The organism is Amaricoccus sp. (genome assembly GCF_047602525.1).
Taxonomy (GTDB): domain Bacteria; phylum Pseudomonadota; class Alphaproteobacteria; order Rhodobacterales; family Rhodobacteraceae; genus Amaricoccus.
On record NZ_JASGHB010000001.1, the window covers coordinates 104,287 to 121,499 of the forward strand.

Sequence of the window (17,213 nt, forward strand, 5' to 3'; positions counted from 1 at the left end):
CTATTGACCTAATTAGAACACTGGCGTATGTTCTAATTGTATCACGCAACTGAGACCGGAGCAACCACCATGACCACACCCGCCACCCCGGCGGCCGGAGAGGCCGTGCCTACCGCCGCATTCATGGGCAAGCTGATGGAACCGCTGCCCGAGACGGACCTTCGCGACCCATCGCTGGCCCGCTTGGAGAGGCGGGCGCGGAGCGAGGCGCGCGCCGCCGCGACCATCGCATGGTGCGGCGGGTTCCATCTGGTGAGAATGGCAGAATACCGGCATTGGGCACTGGAAGCTCAAAGGTTGGCCCACTTCATGGGAGCTTTTCCCGAGCCACCGAGCAAGCTGGAGTCGGACGCCGCGTGGAACTCCTGGGGCCGCGAGATCGACCGCCAGTTCCAGATCCCTGCGAGGATCAGCAGTGACCTGACCTGGAAAAAGAAACACCTCAAGGTCGCTCTCGATGTGCTCGGCAACAAAAAGAAGATGCGCCCAGAAGAGGCGTTGATCGAACTGCTCGAGTGTCTGGCCGGCAAGCGCGCGAGGGCGCAGGAGAAGCGCGAGCAGACGCGACGGGAAGCGATTGCTCGGGACGAGGCGTTCTTTGCCGCGAAACGGCGGCCGAAGAACTAACCATGCTCCGGCGGGCGGAAAGCGAGGTGATGCACGAACCCGCCGGGCGGGCCGGTGCCGGGGTGGCGCTGGCCCATCGTAGTCACTTGACCCTGATATCGCCAATCGCGTATGGTGGTCATATGACCTCGCACATTATCCCCTCTGACGAAGCCTTGACGTGGTTCTTCACCGATCCCGCCTCGCGGTACACCTTGAAGGAGGTGGTCGAGCTTACGCGCTGCTCGAAGGACGACATCCAGAATTGGGTGAAGCGCGGCATGATCAAGCCTGACGAGGTGTCAGGGGGAAATCGTATCTACAGCCCCGTGACGGTGGCGACGCTCGCCATCGCGGACGATCTGCGCTTGCAGGGTGTGAGCGCCAATCACGCTCTGGTGCAGGCGACCATCGTCACGAAAATCGCCTTCCAGTGGTTTGCCGGAGAGGAAATCCCCGACGGTACCATCCCGGACTTCAAACGCGACTTCCGCCAGCACTACGCGGTGCTTGCGACCTATGAGGACGAGAGAAGCCGGGGTCGCCCGACCGAGCCGGGAGTCGAGCTTCTCAGGGGAGTGCTGCGGGTCAACATCGTCCACCGGACCGAGATCGACCCTTGGTTGGACTGCCCCGCAATCTGCATCGTCCGTCTTCACTGGACTTGGCTGAATCTCGCGTGGACGGCGCACACCATCAAGGAACGGTCCGCTCGCTCGGCGAAGGGCGAGGACTGACATGGCAGCCCGCCCCGCCCTTGTGAGCCAGCAGGAGGTTAAGCGCACCGTCTCGGGTGCGCTCGCCGCCGGCTTGCGGATCGGGCGGATCGAGGTGGATCACAGGACGGGCAAGGTGACGATCTTCGCCGAGGGAGCCGACGAGACTTCCTCCACGAACCCATGCGACCGGCTCCTGAAGTGACCCGGCGCAAGAACCCGTATCCCGGTGTGCGGATGAACCGCGTCAAGGGGCGCATCTACTGGCGCTTCGAGATGAAAGACGTGACCTGCAACATTCCCGGCCCCTACGGATCGGCAGAGTTCAAGGCGGCATATGAGGCGGCCGTGACGGGCGCGACCGCCCCTCGGAGCACCGCGACGCCGGAGAGCGTCGCGTGGCTGATCGAGCAGTATCTCGGCAGCCTGAAGTTCAAGAACCTTTCGGACTCGCGTAAGCGCAGCATCCGCGCCGAGCTTGACTGGCTTCGGCGCGTCGCGGGTAACCTCCCGTTCAAGAGGCTCGATGTGCGCCATGTCGAGGCGCTCATGGGAAAGAAGACCGGGCCGACCGCAGCCAACACGGTCAAGAAAAACCTCTCGATGCTCTTCAACTTCGCCTCCAAGAAGCTCGGGTACACCGGCCCGAACCCCGCGAGGTTCGCCGAGCGGCTGAAGGTGAACCCCTACGGCTATCACACGTGGACCGACGACGAGGTCGACCGCTTCCTCGATCGGCATGGCCCGGCGTCGATGGCTCGCCTCGTGATCCTCCTCGCCCTCAATACCGGCATGTCCCGGCAGGATCTGGCTAAGGTCGGCTGGCAACACGTGAGGGCAGGGCGCATCGCCTATCGGCGGGGTAAGACGTCTGTCGCGGCCGACCTGCCCATCCTCCCCGAGCTGGCAGCAGAGCTTGCTCTGGTCCCGGCCGGTCGGATGCTCTTCATCGTCAAAAACGCCGCTGGCGAGCCCTACACCGTCGAGAGCCTCGGCAACTGGTTCCGGGAGCGCGCTGATGAAGCGGGCGTTCCCGGCTCGCTTCACGGGCTGCGGAAGGCCGGCGCGACGAGGCTCGCCGATGCGGGCGCGAGCGAATGGGAGATCGCCTCGTACCTTGCGCACAAGGACACCCGGCAGGCCTCGACCTACACGAAGAAGGCCAATCGCCCTCGGCTCGCGGACAGCGGTTTCGCCAAGATTGAGGCGGCGAGAGTGTCCAACTTGCCGGCCGCGTTGGACAGGGAGGCCAAGAAAGGTGAGTGAGAACAACACCTTGGCGAAAGCGATGGTAGCCCCTACGGGAGTCGAACCCGTCTTTCCAGATTGAGAATCTGGCGTCCTAACCGATAGACGAAGGGGCCAGGTGCCGTCGCGTTTCCGGCGAATCGGTCGCCGGGCCGGTGTGGTACGCCCTACGGGAGTCGAACCCGTCTTACCAGATTGAAAATCTGGTGTCCTAACCGATAGACGAAGGGCGCCCGTCGCGCGGGGTATGTAGCGAGGGGGGCGACGGGGTTCAAGCCGGAAATCGCCGGTTTGAGCGCGCCGCGTCACCCGCCGGGTGCTGCGTCCTCGACGTGCAGCTTGACCCGCGTCCGGCCGCCCCAGTCGTCGCGCTCCAGCCGGCCGGCGAGGTGCAGCCCGCCGCCGGTGCGCTCGACGAGGAACGGGCCGAGCGGCCCCTCGAAGGCGCGGAAGGCGATCGCCTCGAGCCGCGGGCCGCCGCCCGTGCCGGCGAGCGTGAGCGCGAGGTGGCTGTCGCCGAGCCGCCGCGTTCCCGTGAGGCGCAGCCCGGCGACCGCCACCCGCGGCGCGGGCGCGCCGGCGCCGTAGGGGCCGGCGTCGTCGAGTGCGGCGACGAGCGCGGGGGTGGCCGCGGCCGGCGCGACCAGGCCGTCGAGACGCAGGCCGCGCGGCGCGGGCGCCGCCTCCGGTGCCTGCGCGGCGAGCAGCTCGCCGAGCCGCGCCATGGCCGGCTCGAGCTGCGCGCGCCCGAGGCTGAGGCCCGCGGCCATGCGATGCCCGCCGCCCTTCTCGATCAGGCCCTCGCGGGCGAGGCGGTGGATCGCGGCGCCGAGGTCGAGGCCGTTCGCCGAGCGCCCCGATCCCTTGCCGGCGTCGCCGTCGAAGCCGATCACCACGGCCGGGCGGTGGAACGCCTCCTTCAGCCGCGCCGCGACGATGCCGACCACGCCGGGATGCCAGCCCTCGCCGGCGGCCCAGACCAGCGGGCCGTCGGGACGCGCCGCGATCTGGGCTTCGGCCTGCGCTTCGGCGGCGGCGCGCACCCCGGCCTCGATCGCCCGGCGCTCGGCGTTCAGCGTCTCGAGCCGGGCGGCCAGCGCCGCGGCCTCGTGCGGATCGGCGGTGGCGAGCAGCCGCGCCCCGAGGTCGGCCGCGCCCACCCGCCCGCCGGCGTTGATCCGCGGCCCGAGCACGAAGCCGAGCGAGAACGCGGTGGCCGGGCCGCTGGCGCCGGCCGACTGGGCCAGCGCGGCGATCCCCGGACGGCCATGCTGGGCGATGATCCTGAGCCCCTGGCGCACGAAGGCGCGGTTCAGTCCGACGAGCGGCGCCACGTCGGCGACGGTGGCGAGCGCCACCAGATCGAGCAGGCCGAGCAGGTCGGGCGCCGCGGTGCCCTCGGCCCGGGCCAGCCGGTTGAGCGCGACGAGCAGGAGAAACACCACGCCCGCGGCGCAGAGGTGCCCGAGGCTGCCGTCCTCGTCCTGCCGGTTCGGGTTCACCACCGCCAGCGCCGGCGGCAGGGTCTCGGCCCCGAGGTGGTGGTCGAGCACCACGACATCGGTCCCGGCGGCGGCGATCGGCTCGTGCGAGAGCGTGCCGCAGTCGACGCAGACGATGAGATCGTGCGCCGCGCCGAGCCGCGCCATGGCCGGCGCGTTCGGCCCGTAGCCCTCGTCGATGCGGTCGGGCACGTAGAGCGTCGCCGCGAGCCCCATCCCGCGCAGCCAGACGAGCAGCAGCGCCGCCGACGCGCCGCCGTCGACGTCGTAGTCGGCAAAGACCGCGATCCGCTCGCGCCGGCGCACCGCGCGCCAGACCCGTGCGGCGGCGGTGTCCATGTCGCGCAGCCGCGACGGGTCGGGCAGGAGGTCGCGCAGCGACGGTGCGAGGAACGCGGCGGCCTCGGCGGGGGCGACGCCGCGGCGGGCCAGCACGCGGCCGACGATCTCGGGCAGGCCCGCCGCCTGGGCGATGGCAAGGCCGAGCCGCTCCTGCTCGGCCGAGGGTCCGAGCCAGCGGCGCCCGGTGGCGGACGCCTCGACGTTCAGGAAGGCGGGTGAGTCGAGCATGGCCGAGTGATGCCCGGGATGGCCGCCGGAGGCCAGCGCCCGAATGTTGCGCGGGGCAACCCCGGGGGGGCGTGCGCCGGTCGGCGCCGCCATTCGGCGCTGGACTTCCCGCAACCAGGCTCTACTTCGGCGGTTGACCCCGGGGGCGCGACGCGGCCTCACCCGATCCGTGCTTCCGCAGCGGAGGCCCGGGATCGGCGGTCCGGCGCCTGCGTCACCTTGTCATGGCGCGATGTCGCCTGCGGTGCGGAAAGAGTGCGCAGGCGAGACTTTCCGGGACGGCCTGCCACCGGCAGGCTGCCGATACAGCGAGAGAAAAGGAGAGCGACATGGGAACGAGCTTCAGCGGTGCCGGCGCGGCCGGCGCGATCGGCGACTCCCCGGCCGGGACTGCCCTGTCCGGCGCGCCGCGCCCGACGGCTCCGGCGACGGCGAAGTCCACCGCCCCGACGACGGCGCCGGTGCGCGAACGTCAGGGCTGACGCACCCGTCGCCGACCGGCCCGCGATGCCATGGCCGGCTCGGTTCCGGGCGACGCACTCTCCCGCCGCGGCGCAGCCTGTGGCGGGGCTTCGCCGGACAGCGTGCGCAGGATCGCGCAGTCCGGCGCGGCGTTGCCGGCGCACCGTTCGGCGAGGGCGGCGAGCGCGTGCCGCATCGACTGCAGCTCGGCGATCTTGGCGTCGATCTGCGCCAGATGGTCGACTGCCAGCCGCTTCACGTCGGCGCTCGCCCGGCCCTCGTCCGCCTGCAGCGCCAAGAGCCCGCGGCACTCCTCGATCGAGAAGCCGAGCGAGCGGGCGCGGCCGAGGAAGACCAGCGCGCCAAGCTCGCTCTCGCCGAAGGCACGGTAGCCGTTGGCGCTGCGCAGCGGCCGCACCAGACCGATGTCCTCGTAGTAGCGGATCGTCTTGGCCGGCAGGCCGCTGCGCTCCGCCGCTTCTCCGATGCTCACGCCCACCGCGGCCCCCTTGACCTTCCAGTGACTGGAAGCCCCATGTAGAGCGGCAGTGCCGGAATTGGGAGAGGCTCGGGCGATGGATTCCTCAGATGTGATCGACGCCCCGGCGGCGGTCCGCGACCCGGTCTGCGGCATGACGGTCGATCCTCGGGCCGGCAAGCCCACGCATGTGCACGCGGGGCGCACCTTCCACTTCTGCTGCGCCGGCTGCGCCGCGAAGTTCGCGGCCGACCCGGAGGCGTATCTCGTCGCGAAGGATCCCGTCTGCGGCATGACGGTCGACCGCGCGTCGGCGCGCTTCGTGACGAAGCACGACGGCAAGCGCCACTACTTCTGTTCCGAGGGCTGCCAGCTAAAGTTCGAGGCCGATCCGGCCGCGTTCCTCGGCGATGCGCCCCCGCCGCCGGAGGCGCCGCCGGGCACGCTCTGGACCTGCCCGATGCACCCGGAGATCGAGCAGGATCATCCCGGCGACTGCCCGATCTGCGGCATGGCGCTGGAGCCGGCCGGCGTGCCGGTCGACGGCCCGAACCCGGAGTTCGTCGACTTCCGCCGCCGCTTCCGGGTGGCGCTGGCCTGCACCGTGCCGCTGGTCGCTCTCGCGATGGGGCCGATGCTGGGCCTGCCGCTGGCGCTCGGCGGGGCGGGGCGCTGGGTCGAGCTGGTGCTGGCGACGCCGGTGGTGTTCTGGTGCGGCCAGCCGTTCCTGATACGCGGCGCCCGCTCGTTTCGCAGCGGCCATCTCAACATGTTCAGCCTGATCGCGGTGGGCGTGACGGCGGCGTACCTCTTCAGCGTCGCCGCCACCGTCGCGCCCGGCATGTTCCCGCACGGCTTCCGGGGCCACGGCGGCGAGATCGGTGTCTATTTCGAGGCGGCGGCGGTCATCGTCACGCTGGTGCTGCTCGGGCAGCTGCTGGAACTCGGCGCGCGGGAAAGGGCCGGATCGGCGATCCGGGCGCTGATGGATCTCGCGCCCGCGACCGCCCGGCGGATCACCGCGGCGGGCGAGGCCGAGGTGCCGCTGGCCGAGGTGCGGGTCGGCGACCGCCTGCGCGTCCGCCCGGGCGAGCGGGTGCCGGTCGACGGCATCGTGCGTGACGGCCGCTCGTCGGCCGACGAATCGCTGCTGACCGGCGAGCCCGTGCCGGTGGAGAAGGCCGCGGGCGATGCCGTGACCGGCGCCACGATCAACGGCTCGGGCATGCTGGTGATCGAGGCGGCGCGCGTGGGACGCGACACCGTGCTCGCGCGCATCGTCGAGATGGTCGCGGCGGCGCAGCGCTCGCGCGCGCCGATCCAGCAGCTCGCCGACCGGGTCGCCGGCTGGTTCGTCCCCGCCGTCCTCGCGGTCGCGGCGCTCGCCTTCGTCGTCTGGGCGCTGGTCGGGCCGGCGCCGTCGCTGACCTGGGCGTTCCTCGCCGCGGTCTCGGTGCTGCTCATCGCCTGCCCCTGCGCGCTCGGGCTCGCCACGCCGATGTCGGTGATGACCGCGACGGGGCGCGGTGCGCACGCGGGCGTGCTGATCCGCGATGCCGCGGCGCTCGAGGCCCTGGCCGGCGTCGATACGCTCGTCGTCGACAAGACCGGCACGCTCACCGCCGGCAAGCCGGAGCTGGCCGCGATCCTGCCGGCGAACGGCTTTGGCGAGTACGACGTGCTGGGCCTCGCCGCGAGCCTCGAAAAGGCGTCCGAGCATCCGCTGGCCGACGCGATCCTGCGCGCCGCCGCCGCCCGCGGCCTGCCGCTCGCCGAGCCGCAGGACTTCGAGGCGGTGGCGGGGCAGGGGGTGCGTGGCCGCGTCGACGGTCGCGCGGTGGCGCTCGGCAACGCCGCGCTGGTGGGCGAGGCGGTCGACGACCGCGCCTTCGGGGCCCATCGCGACCGCGGCGAGACGGTCATGCACCTGCTCGTCGACGGGCGCCACGCCGGCTCGATCGCGCTTGCCGACCCGGTGAAGCCGACGACCCCCGCCGCGCTCCGGGCACTGCACGCGCTCGGCCTCCGCATCGTGATGGCGACCGGCGACGCCGAGGCGACCGCCCGCGTCGTCGCCGCCCGCCTCGGCATCGACGACGTGCGCGCGGGCGTCAGCCCCGAGGGCAAGGCCGCGCTCGTCCGCGCGCTGCAGGCCGAGGGGCGCAAGGTCGCGATGGCCGGCGACGGGGTGAACGACGCGCCCGCGCTCGCCGCGGCCGAGGTCGGCATCGCCATGGGCACCGGCGCCGACGTCGCGATCGAGAGCGCCGGCATCACGCTGGCCGGCGGCGATCTCGCCGGGGTCGCCCGCGCCCGCCGCCTCGCCACCGCGACGCTGGCGAACATCCGGCAGAACCTGTTCTTCGCCTTCGCCTACAACGCCGCCGGCGTGCCGATCGCCGCGGGCGTGCTCTACCCGGCCTTCGGCCTGCTGATCTCGCCGATGCTCGCCGCCGCCGCGATGAGCCTGTCGTCGGTCTCGGTGATCGGCAACGCGCTCCGGCTGCGGTCGGTGGATCTGGACGGGGATTGATGCTGCGATGACCCTTGTCCGCGACGTGACCGCCGCCGACGAGCCCGCCTGGCGCCGGCTCTGGGACGGCTATCTCGCCTTCTACGAGACGGCCCTCGCGCCGGAGATCACCTCCCGCACGTGGGCGCGCCTCATCGACCCCGCCAGCCCGCTGTTCGGTCGCCTCGCGGAGGTCGAGGGCGAGGCTGCGGGCTTCAGCGTCTCTGTCCTGCACGAAGGCAGCTGGGTCGCCTCGCCGGTCTGCTATCTCGAGGACCTGTTCGTCGACCCGCGCCACCGCGGTCGCGGCCTCGGCCGCGCGCTCGTTCAGGATCTCGTCGACCTCGGCCGGGCGCGGGGCTGGTCGACGCTCTACTGGCACACCCGGACCGGCAATCCCGCCCGCCGCCTCTATGACGCGTTCACCCCCGCCGACGACTTCGTGCGCTATCGCCTGCGGCTCTGAACCGCTCTGGACAACGCCGGCCGGCTTGCCGAAGCTCGCCGGCGGGCCAAGCCGGAGACCCGAGATGGACCTCGCGGACGACATCCGCTCCCGCACGGACGACCTGGTGGCCTTGACGCAGGCGCTGGTCCGCATCCCGACGCTCAATCCGCCGGGCGAGCACTACTGCGACATCTGCAACCTGATCGCGGGCCGCCTCGCCCGCTCCGGCTTTGCCTCCGAGTTCATCCGCGCGGAAGGCGCCCCCGGCGACAGCGACCGCTATCCCCGCTGGAACGTCGTCGCGCGGCTGGAGGGCACGCGGCCCGGACCGTGCGTCCACTTCAACGGCCACACCGACGTCGTCGAGGTTGGTCAGGGCTGGACCACCGACCCGTTCGGTGCCGCGCTGATCGACGGCAAGGTCTACGGCCGCGGCACCTGCGACATGAAGGGCGGGCTCGCCGCGGCCATCGTCGCGGTCGAGGCGTTCGTCGAGCGCACGCCCGACTTCCCCGGCGCCATCGAGAATCTCCGGCACGGCGGACGAGGAATCGGGCGGCTATGGCGGCGTCGCCCATCTGGCCCGCCTCGGCCGCTTCTCCCATGTCTCCGCCGTCATCATCCCCGAGCCGCTCGGCAAGGACCGCATCTGCCTCGGCCACCGCGGCGTCTGGTGGGCCGAGATCGAGACAGAGGGCCGCATCGCCCACGGCTCGATGCCGTTCCTCGGCGACTGCGCCATCCGCCACATGGGCGCGATCGTCGCCGAGATGGAGGAGACGCTGTTCCCCGCGCTTGCCTCCCGCCGCACGGCAATGCCCGTCGTGCCACCGCAGGCGCGGGCCTCGACGCTCAACCTCAACTCCGTGCATGGCGGCCAGCCGGAACTCGACGGCTTCGACGGCTGGCCCGCGCCGGTGGTGCCCGACCGCTGCCGCATGGTGATCGACCGGCGGTTCCTGATGGAGGAGCCGATCGAGGCGGTGAAGGCCGAGATCGTCGACACGCTGGACCGGGCCACGGCGCGGCGGCCGTTCGCCTGGACGATCCGCGACATGCACGAGGTGCTGCCGGTGATGACCGATCGCGACGCGCCGGTCTCCGCCGCGCTGACCCGCGCGATCGCGGCGACGCTCGGCCGGGCGCCGGACTATGTCGTCTCGCCCGGCACCTATGACCAGAAGCACGTCGACCGGATCGGGCGGCTCAGGAACTGCGTCGCCTACGGCCCGGGAATACTGGACCTCGCGCACCAACCCGACGAGTATGTGGCCGTCGAGGATATGCTCGACGCCGCCACGGTGATGGCCCGCGCGTTGGGCGATTTGCTGGGAGTCGAGGGGCAGGGATGACAGAAGTTTCGGCCGTTTCGCGGTCGCGCGCCCATCGGCAGTTGCGCGGGCCCTACGCCGCCCGCCTGCCCGGGCGTGCCTGCCGTCACGGCGAAGGCGTGCCGTCGGCGCGACGGGCAGACCGGCGCTGCCAGTCCGTTCGCGCCGGCGGGAGCAAGGGCGCCGCATGATCCACGCTGGCCACTGCCTCTGCGGTGCCATCCGCTTTTCCTTCACGGGCGTGCCCAACTGGGTGCTGCACTGCCACTGCGAGAGCTGCCGCCGCGCGACGGCCTCGGCGATGACCACCTTCGTCAGCGTCCCCGACTCGCATGTCGTCTGGTCCGGCCCGCCGCCCGCCCGCTTCGCGTCCTCGCCCGGCGTTACCCGCGGCTTCTGCCCGACCTGTGGCAGCCCGCTCTTCTACCGCAACGACCGCCTGCCGGGTGAGACCCACCTCTACGCCGCGCTCCTCGACGATCCGGGGGCGCTCACCCCCGAGGGACACGACTTTATCGACGAGCGGATCGCCTGGATGCATCCCCTTCCCGACACGAGACCGCCCCATGCGTGATGCCAGCCTGCTTGCCGCCGCCCTGCTTGCCGCCGGGCTCCTCGCCACCGGCGCCGCCGCCGCGCCGCGCACCGACATCGTCGTCGGCCTGCCGCTCGAGCCGCCGACCCTCGACCCGACGTCCGGGGCGGCGGCGGCGATCGACGAGGTGGTCTATGCCAACGTCTTCGAGGGCCTGACGCGCTTCGGCCCCAATGGTGAGGTGCTGCCGGCGCTGGCCGAAAGCTGGGAGCCGGCACCGGACGGGCTCTCCTGGGTCTTCCACCTGCGGTCCGGCGTGAAATGGCAGGACGGCACCCCGTTCACCGCCGAAGACGTGGTCTTCTCCTTCGACCGGGCGATGGCGCCCGACTCGACCAACGCCCAGAAGCAGCTCTTCGACGGCATCAACGAGGTGACGGCGATCGACGACGTGACCGTCGAGATCGGCCTCGACGCGCCCAAGGGCGCGCTGCTCTCGAATCTGGCCTGGGGCGACGCGGTGATCGTCTCGCCGGCGACGATCGAGACCGACAGGACGAAGCCGGTGGGCACCGGACCGTTCCGGTTCCAGGACTGGGTGCAGGGCGATCACGTCACGCTGGTGAGAAATCCCGACTACTGGGGCACCCCGGCGAAGCTCGACAAGGCGACCTTCAAGTTCATCTCCGACCCGAGCGCCGCCTACGCCGCGATGATGTCGGGCGACCTCGACGCCTTCCCGAACTATCCCGCACCGGAAAACCTGGCGCAGTTCGCGGCCGACCCGCGCTTTCAGGTGCTGGTCGGCTCGACCGAGGGCGAGACGATCCTCGCGATGAACAACAAGCGCCCGCCCTTCGACGATATCCGCGTCCGCGAGGCGGTGGCGCACGCCATCGACCGCAAGGCGGTGATCGACGGGGCGATGTTCGGCTACGGCACCCCGATCGGCAGCCACTTCGCGCCGCACAATCCGGCCTACGAGGACCTGACCGCGCTGTCGGCCTTTGACCCGGAGAAGTCGAAGGCGCTGCTCGCGGCGGCGGGGGTGAGCGGGCTCAGGCCGACGCTGGTCCTGCCACCGCCGTCCTATGCCCGGCGTGGCGGCGAGATTGTCGCGGCGCAGCTGCGCGCCGTGGGAATCGAGCCGCAGATCGTCAACGTCGAATGGGCGCAGTGGCTGGAGCAGGTGTTCAAGAACCACGACTTCGACCTGACCATCGTCAGCCACACCGAGCCGATGGACATCGAGATATATGCGCGGCCCGACTACTACTTCGGCTACGACGATCCGGTGATGCGGGCGCTGATGCGCGGTCTCGACTACACCGCCGACGACGCGGAGCGCACGGAGATCCTGCACGCCGCGCAGGAGCGGGTGGCGGAGCACTACGTCAACGCCTTCCTGTTCCAGCTGGCGAAGACCGGCGTCGCGGACGCGCGGCTCCGGGGCCTTTGGCCGAACTCGCCGACGCAGGCGACCGACCTGACGGCGGTCTATTGGGCGGAGTGATGGGCGAAGGGCGGGGGAAGGGTGGGTCAGCCACCTTGAGCCAGTGCTTGAACCGTTGCCCCGGGCGGCCGCCTCTTGCGACGGTGACGCCAGACGGATTGGTCCGTCGACAGATCCGTCCGCGACTGCCGCTGCGGGGGGCAGGCGCAATGCCACGCCAGCCACGGCCGGATTGGCGCTCTTCCGCAGAAATCTCCGCCCCTGACGGCCGTCGCGCGTCCCGCGCTCCCCGCCGTCGGCGCGGCCGAAGCAGTGCCTCGGCGCGTCGCGCCGACGGCTCGCGCGCAAACGCGCTTCGGTTGACGGCCGTCCCGCAGAAGGCGGACTTGAAGCCGCACCGCGAAGTCCGCACAAGATCAATCAGAAATGAAATCAGTTTCATATACGACATTTCTCACGTGAAATCCCCGATCCCGTCGGCCGAACCTCCGGCGCGGCCCGCCTGATGCTGCGCTATGCCCTCACCCGGACCGCCTCGCTGCTGCTGAGCCTCCTGCTCGCCAGTCTCGTCATCTTCCTCGTCCTCGAGGTCGTCCCCGGCGATCCGGCGTCGTTCATGCTCGGCCTCAACGCCCGGCCCGAGACGGTCGCCGCCCTGCGCACCGAGCTTGGCCTCGATGCCGGCCCGGTCGCGCGCTATCTCGGCTGGATCGGCGGCGTCCTGACCGGCGACTTCGGCACCTCCTACGCCTATCGCACCCCGGTCGGCGGCATGATCCTCGACCGGCTGCAGGTCTCGCTGCCGCTCGCGCTGCTCGCGCTCGCCCTCTCGACCGCCATCGCCCTGCCGGTGGGGCTCTGGGCCGCCGCCCGGCGCGGCAGGGTCGCCGACACCGGCATCATGGCGGCAACCCAGCTCGGCGTCGCCATCCCGAACTTCTGGTTCGCGATGCTGCTCGTGCTCGTCTTCGCCGTCCGCCTGCGCTGGCTGCCGGCCGGCGGTTTCCCGGGCTGGGCCGACCCGGCGGCGGCGCTGCGCGCGCTGATCCTGCCCGCGGTCGCCCTCGCCCTGCCACAGGCGGCGATTCTCTCCCGCGTCCTGCGCGCCGCCCTGCTCGACACCCTCTCGGAGGATTTCATCCGCACCGCGCGCGCCAAGGGCCTGACGCGCGGGCAGGCGCTGAGCCGCCACGCGCTGCGCAACGCGCTGATCCCGGTCCTCACCATCCTCGGCCTTCAGGTGTCGTTCCTGCTGGCCGGCGCGATCATCATCGAGAACGTGTTCTTCCTGCCCGGCCTCGGCCGCCTTGTCTTCCAGGCGATCAGCCAGCGCGACCTGATCGTGGTGAAGAGCGTCGTCCTGCTGCTGGTCGCCGCGGTCATCCTGGTGAACTTCCTCGTCGACCTCGCCTATCTCGCGGTCGACCCGCGGCTCCGGCACCGCCGATGAGCCGGGACGCGCTCTCCGGTGCCGTCATCGTCGCGCTCGTCGCCGTCGGCGCGCTGCTCTCGTTCGTCTGGACGCCCTACGATGTCGCCGCCCTCGACATCGCCGCAAAGCTCCAGCCGCCCTCGGCGGTCCACTGGCTCGGCACCGACCACCTCGGCCGCGACGTGCTGTCGATGCTGCTTGTCGGCGCCCGGGTCTCGATCGCCGTCGCGCTGGTCGCCGTCGGGATCGGCGGGGGGCTCGGCGTGCCGCTGGGCCTCGCCGCCGCCGCCCGGCCGGGCTCGCTCGTCGACGAGACGATCATGCGGGCGAACGATCTCGTCTTCGCCTTTCCGTCGCTGCTCATTGCCATCATGATAACGGCAATCCTCGGTCCCTCGGCGCTGAACGCGATCCTCGCGATCGGCATCTTCAACGTCCCGGTCTTTGCCCGGCTGACCCGCGGCGCGGCGCTGGCGATCTGGCCGCGCGACTTCATCCTCGCCGCCCGCCTCGCCGGCAAGGGACGGGCGCGGATCTCGGTGGAGCACATCCTGCCCAACCTCGCCAACCTGATCGCCGTGCAGGCAACGCTCCAGTTCTCGCTCGGCATCCTCGCCGAGGCGGGGCTTTCCTATGTCGGCCTCGGTGCGCAGCCGCCGACGCCCTCCTGGGGGCGGATGCTGGCGGAGAGCCAGACGATGATCGCCTTCGCCCCGTGGCTGGCGCTCTTTCCCGGGCTCGCCATCGTGCTGACCGTGCTCGGGCTGAACCTGCTGGGCGACGGGCTGCGCGACCTGCTCGACCCCCGGCTGCGGCGGCGGGTGACGGCATGACGCGGCTGTTCCTCATCGCGGGCGAGGCATCGGGCGACGTGCTCGGCGGCGCGCTTCTCGCGGGGCTGCGCACGCTCGAGCCCGGTCTCGAGGTCGAGGGCGTCGGGGGCGCCGCGATGGCGGCGGAGGGTCTGACGAGCCGCTTCCCGATGGACGAGCTGTCGGTGATGGGCATCGCCGAGGTGCTGCCGCGGCTGCCGAACCTGCTGCGCCGCATTTCCGAGACGGCCGATGCGGTGGTCGCCGCCCGGCCCGACGCGCTCGTCACCATCGACAGCCCGGACTTCACCCTGCGCGTGGCGCGGAAGGCGCGCAAACGCCTGCCGGGGCTGCGCGTCATCCACTACGTCGCCCCCTCGGTCTGGGCGTGGCGGCCCGGGCGGGCGGCGAAGATGGCCGAGGTCGTCGACCACGTGCTCGCGCTGCTGCCGTTCGAGCCGCCGTACATGACCGCGGCGGGGATGACCTGCGATTTCGTCGGCCATCCGGCGGCGACGCTGCCGCAGGCGGGCGCGGACGAGGTGGCGGCGCTGCGCGAGGAACTGGCGATCGCCCCCGGGCAGCCGGTGCTGGCGCTCCTGCCCGGGTCGCGCCGGGGCGAGGTGAGCCGGCTGGCGCCGGTGTTCACCGAGGTGGCGCGCCGGTTGCGGGCGGCAGAGCCGACGCTCGCGGTGATCGTGCCGGCGGGGAGGGGCGTCGTGCGCCTGCTCGGCGAGGCCATCCGGCCGGACGAGAGCGGGTGGCCGCACGTCATGGACCCGACCGGCTTCGACTCGGCCACCTGGGAAGCCTGCAAGCGCGCGGCGTTCGCGGCGGCGGACGTAGCGCTCGCCGCCTCGGGCACGGTCAGCCTCGAACTGGCGGCGGCGGGAACGCCGATGGTGATCGGCTATGACGCGAACCGGCTGACCGTGTGGATCGCGCGGCGGCTGGTGAAGATCGACACCGTGACGCTGGTCAACCTCGTGACGGGCACGCGCGCGGTGCCGGAGTTCCTGGTCGAGGACTGCACGCCGGAGCGGATCCTGCCGGCGGTCGAGCGGCTGCTGCTCGATCCCGGGGCCGCGGCGGAACAGCGGGCGGCCGGGGCGGAGACGATGCGCCTGCTCGGCCGTGGCGGCGAGCCGCCCGGCCTGCGCGCGGCGCGCTCGGTGCTGGCGCACCTCGGGTGAGGCGCGTCAGGGCAGGGTGAAGTCGCGGTCGTGGCGCAGCGAGGGCACCATCGCGCGGGCGCGCTCGACCTCGGCGGGGTCGATCTCGACGAAGGTCACGCCGGTGCCCTCGCCTGCGTCGGCGATCACCTCGCCCCATGGCGCCACGGCGAGGCTGTGGCCATAGGTGCGCCGCGGCGTGCCGGCGGTGGCGGGGTGGGTGCCCCACTGGGCCGGCGCGAGCACGTAGGCGCCGCATTCGATCGCCCGCGCCCGCAGCAGCGCGTGCCAGTGCGCCTGCCCGGTCGGCGCGGTGAACGCGGCGGGCACGGTCAGCACCCCGGCGCCAGCCTGGGCGAGGCTGCGGTAGAGCCGGGGGAAGCGCAGGTCGTAGCAGATGGTGAGGCCGAGGCGCAGGCCCGCGGCCTCGGCGACGACGGCGCGGGCGCCGGGACGGAACGCCGCGCTCTCGCGGTAGCTCTCGCCGTCCGCGAGCGTCACGTCGAACATGTGGATCTTGTCGTAGCGCGCCGCGATGCCGCCATCGGGCCCGACGAGGAACGAGCGGTTGACGAAGCGGTCGTCGTCTCCCGCCTTGAGCAGCAGCGAGCCGAGGATGAGCCAGACGCCGCGCTCCGCCGCAACCGCGCGCATCCGCGCGAGCGTCGGGTCGCCGGCCTCCGGGCACAGCCGCTCGCGCTGTCGCTCGCGGCTGGCGGAGACCATGTTGGTGCATTCCGGGGTGAGGACTAGTTCGGCGCCGCCGTCCGCCGCCTCGCGGACCAGCGCCTCGGTCGCCGCGAGGTTCGCCGCCGGATCGTCGCCGGACGTGAGCTGCAGCAGTGCCGCCCGCACGGGCCCGGCCCCGTCAGCGGTCGGCCAGCGCGCGGTCGAGGCCGCCGGCCTTGTCGAGGGCATGGAGGTCGTCGCAGCCGCCGACATGGGTCTCGCCGATGAAGATCTGCGGCACGGTGCGCCGGCCCCCGGCGCGCTCGGTCATCTCGACCCGGCGGGCGGGGTCGGCGGCGACGTCGATCTCGTCGAAGCTGACGCCCTTCGACTTGAGCAGGCGCTTCGCGGCGGCGCAGTAACCGCAGGTCGGCGTGGTGTAGATGGTGACGGGCTTCATGGGCTCCGGGCCTGATCGGGGCGAAGCGCCGACTATAGGCCCAGCGACTCGTCGAAGGCAACGCGGGCGAGCACCAGCACGTCGACGCCCGCCGCCCCGGCACCGCGCAGCGCCTCGGTGCAGGTCGAGAGCGTCGCGCCGGTCGTCAGAACGTCGTCGATGAGCAGGATCCGTCGGCCGGCGACGCTGCGGCGCGGCGCGAGTGCGATGGCGCCGGCCTGGTTCGCGGCGCGCGCCTCGCGGCCGCCCTCCTGCGGCGTGGTGGCGCGGCGGCGCACGAGCAGGTCGGGGACCACGGGCTTGCCGGCAATGCGGCCGATCCCGCGCGCAAGCTCGGCCGACTGGTTGTAGCGGCGGCGCAGCAGCCGGATCCAGTGTAGCGGCACTGGTGCGATCACGTCGGCCTCGGCCAGCAGTGGTCGGCCGGCGGCGGCCATCCAGGCGGCGAGGGGGCCAACGATGTCGAGCCGGTCGCCATGCTTCAGCGCCAGCACCATGCGGCGGCCGGACCCGCCATAGAGCAGCGCGGCGGCGCCGCGATCCCAGGCCGGCGGGTGGCGGAGGCAGCGTTCGCAGACGTCCTCGGCGCCGGCGTCGCCGTGCAGCGGCGCGCCGCAGCGGCGGCAGGTGGTGCCGGCGATGAAATGCGTCTCGCGCCAGCAGGCGGCGCAGAGCCGGCCCGCGGTCTCGGTCGGGGTGGGGCAGGCGAGGCAGCGCGGCGGAAAGACGGCGTCCACCATCGCGCGGGTCATCGTCTGGAGCATGGTCATCCGGCGCCGTGGCCCCTATGTCAGGCGGGCCGAGGAG

The 17,213-nt window shown here is 72.0% G+C and carries 16 protein-coding genes, 2 tRNA genes and 2 pseudogenes; 13 read left to right on the plus strand and 7 right to left on the minus strand.

What is annotated here, in order from left to right; genetic code table 11:
* Positions 1–69 precede the first annotated feature (69 nt).
* The 4 genes from QM699_RS00640 to QM699_RS00655 are packed head-to-tail and all read left to right on the plus strand — an operon-like array spanning position 70 to position 2,588.
* Positions 70–627 (plus strand): hypothetical protein, encoded by a 558-nt coding sequence (locus QM699_RS00640; protein ID WP_415009365.1) that lies wholly within the window; start codon positions 70–72, stop codon positions 625–627.
* Between the two features lie 29 nt (positions 628–656).
* Entirely contained in the window at positions 657–1,343 is a 687-nt protein-coding gene (locus tag QM699_RS00645) for a helix-turn-helix domain-containing protein (protein ID WP_415009366.1), read from the plus strand.
* A gap of 1 nt (position 1,344) precedes the next feature.
* On the plus strand, positions 1,345–1,527 hold the full coding sequence (locus QM699_RS00650) for a hypothetical protein (protein WP_415009367.1): 183 nt from the start codon (positions 1,345–1,347) through the stop codon (positions 1,525–1,527).
* Between the two features lie 32 nt (positions 1,528–1,559).
* Positions 1,560–2,588: a tyrosine-type recombinase/integrase gene (locus tag QM699_RS00655; RefSeq protein WP_415009368.1), complete on the plus strand. Its 1,029-nt coding sequence runs from the start codon at positions 1,560–1,562 to the stop codon at positions 2,586–2,588.
* A gap of 23 nt (positions 2,589–2,611) precedes the next feature.
* Here QM699_RS00655 and QM699_RS00660 read toward each other — a convergent pair.
* The 3 genes from QM699_RS00660 to recJ form a co-directional block, all read right to left on the minus strand.
* Positions 2,612–2,686 (minus strand) — tRNA-Glu (locus tag QM699_RS00660).
* 42 nt (positions 2,687–2,728) lie between these two features.
* Positions 2,729–2,803: transfer RNA gene (locus QM699_RS00665), tRNA-Glu, on the minus strand.
* 72 nt (positions 2,804–2,875) lie between these two features.
* On the minus strand, positions 2,876–4,642 hold the full coding sequence (gene recJ, locus QM699_RS00670; RefSeq protein ID WP_415012655.1) for a single-stranded-DNA-specific exonuclease RecJ: 1,767 nt from the start codon (positions 4,640–4,642) through the stop codon (positions 2,876–2,878).
* Positions 4,643–4,971: 329 nt separating this feature from the next.
* On the opposite strand from recJ, the gene QM699_RS00675 reads away from it, so the two are divergent.
* Positions 4,972–5,124, plus strand: coding sequence for a hypothetical protein (locus QM699_RS00675; protein WP_415009369.1), 153 nt, complete (start codon positions 4,972–4,974; stop codon positions 5,122–5,124).
* Positions 5,125–5,219: 95 nt separating this feature from the next.
* Here QM699_RS00675 and QM699_RS00680 read toward each other — a convergent pair.
* Positions 5,220–5,597: pseudogene (locus tag QM699_RS00680) on the minus strand (MerR family DNA-binding protein); the annotation flags it as partial.
* 82 nt (positions 5,598–5,679) lie between these two features.
* Here QM699_RS00680 and QM699_RS00685 point away from each other — a divergent pair.
* From QM699_RS00685 to lpxB, 8 genes and pseudogenes are all read left to right on the plus strand, one after another.
* Positions 5,680–8,115, plus strand: coding sequence for a heavy metal translocating P-type ATPase (locus tag QM699_RS00685; protein ID WP_415009370.1), 2,436 nt, complete (start codon positions 5,680–5,682; stop codon positions 8,113–8,115).
* Positions 8,116–8,122: 7 nt separating this feature from the next.
* Entirely contained in the window at positions 8,123–8,560 is a 438-nt protein-coding gene (locus QM699_RS00690; protein ID WP_415009371.1) for a GNAT family N-acetyltransferase, read from the plus strand.
* A gap of 64 nt (positions 8,561–8,624) precedes the next feature.
* A pseudogene (locus QM699_RS00695) lies at positions 8,625–9,894 on the plus strand (acetylornithine deacetylase/succinyl-diaminopimelate desuccinylase family protein).
* A 166-nt stretch (positions 9,895–10,060) separates the two neighbouring features.
* Positions 10,061–10,447 (plus strand): GFA family protein, encoded by a 387-nt coding sequence (locus tag QM699_RS00700; protein WP_415009372.1) that lies wholly within the window; start codon positions 10,061–10,063, stop codon positions 10,445–10,447.
* Positions 10,440–11,921, plus strand: coding sequence for an ABC transporter substrate-binding protein (locus QM699_RS00705; protein ID WP_415009373.1), 1,482 nt, complete (start codon positions 10,440–10,442; stop codon positions 11,919–11,921). The genes QM699_RS00700 and QM699_RS00705 overlap by 8 nt, the downstream gene beginning before the upstream one ends.
* Before the next feature lie 445 nt (positions 11,922–12,366).
* Positions 12,367–13,311, plus strand: a complete 945-nt coding sequence (locus QM699_RS00710; protein ID WP_415009374.1) for an ABC transporter permease — start codon at positions 12,367–12,369, stop codon at positions 13,309–13,311.
* A complete protein-coding gene (locus QM699_RS00715) occupies positions 13,308–14,126 on the plus strand; it encodes an ABC transporter permease (RefSeq protein ID WP_415009375.1) in 819 nt (272 codons plus the stop codon). Before QM699_RS00710 ends, QM699_RS00715 begins: the two co-directional genes overlap by 4 nt.
* Positions 14,123–15,298, plus strand: coding sequence for a lipid-A-disaccharide synthase (gene lpxB / locus QM699_RS00720; RefSeq protein WP_415009376.1), 1,176 nt, complete (start codon positions 14,123–14,125; stop codon positions 15,296–15,298). Before QM699_RS00715 ends, lpxB begins: the two co-directional genes overlap by 4 nt.
* Positions 15,299–15,304: 6 nt before the next feature.
* Here lpxB and QM699_RS00725 read toward each other — a convergent pair whose 3' ends face one another.
* From QM699_RS00725 to QM699_RS00735, 3 genes are read right to left on the minus strand one after another with little or no spacing between them, the layout of a single operon-like run.
* Positions 15,305–16,132 carry a carbon-nitrogen hydrolase family protein gene (locus QM699_RS00725; protein WP_415009377.1) on the minus strand — a complete coding sequence of 276 codons (828 nt, stop codon included), beginning with the start codon at positions 16,130–16,132 and terminating at the stop codon, positions 15,305–15,307.
* A gap of 13 nt (positions 16,133–16,145) precedes the next feature.
* Positions 16,146–16,406 carry a glutaredoxin 3 gene (gene grxC, locus QM699_RS00730; RefSeq protein WP_415009378.1) on the minus strand — a complete coding sequence of 87 codons (261 nt, stop codon included), beginning with the start codon at positions 16,404–16,406 and terminating at the stop codon, positions 16,146–16,148.
* 32 nt (positions 16,407–16,438) lie between these two features.
* A complete protein-coding gene (locus QM699_RS00735) occupies positions 16,439–17,170 on the minus strand; it encodes a ComF family protein (protein ID WP_415012656.1) in 732 nt (243 codons plus the stop codon).
* Positions 17,171–17,213 lie beyond the last annotated feature (43 nt).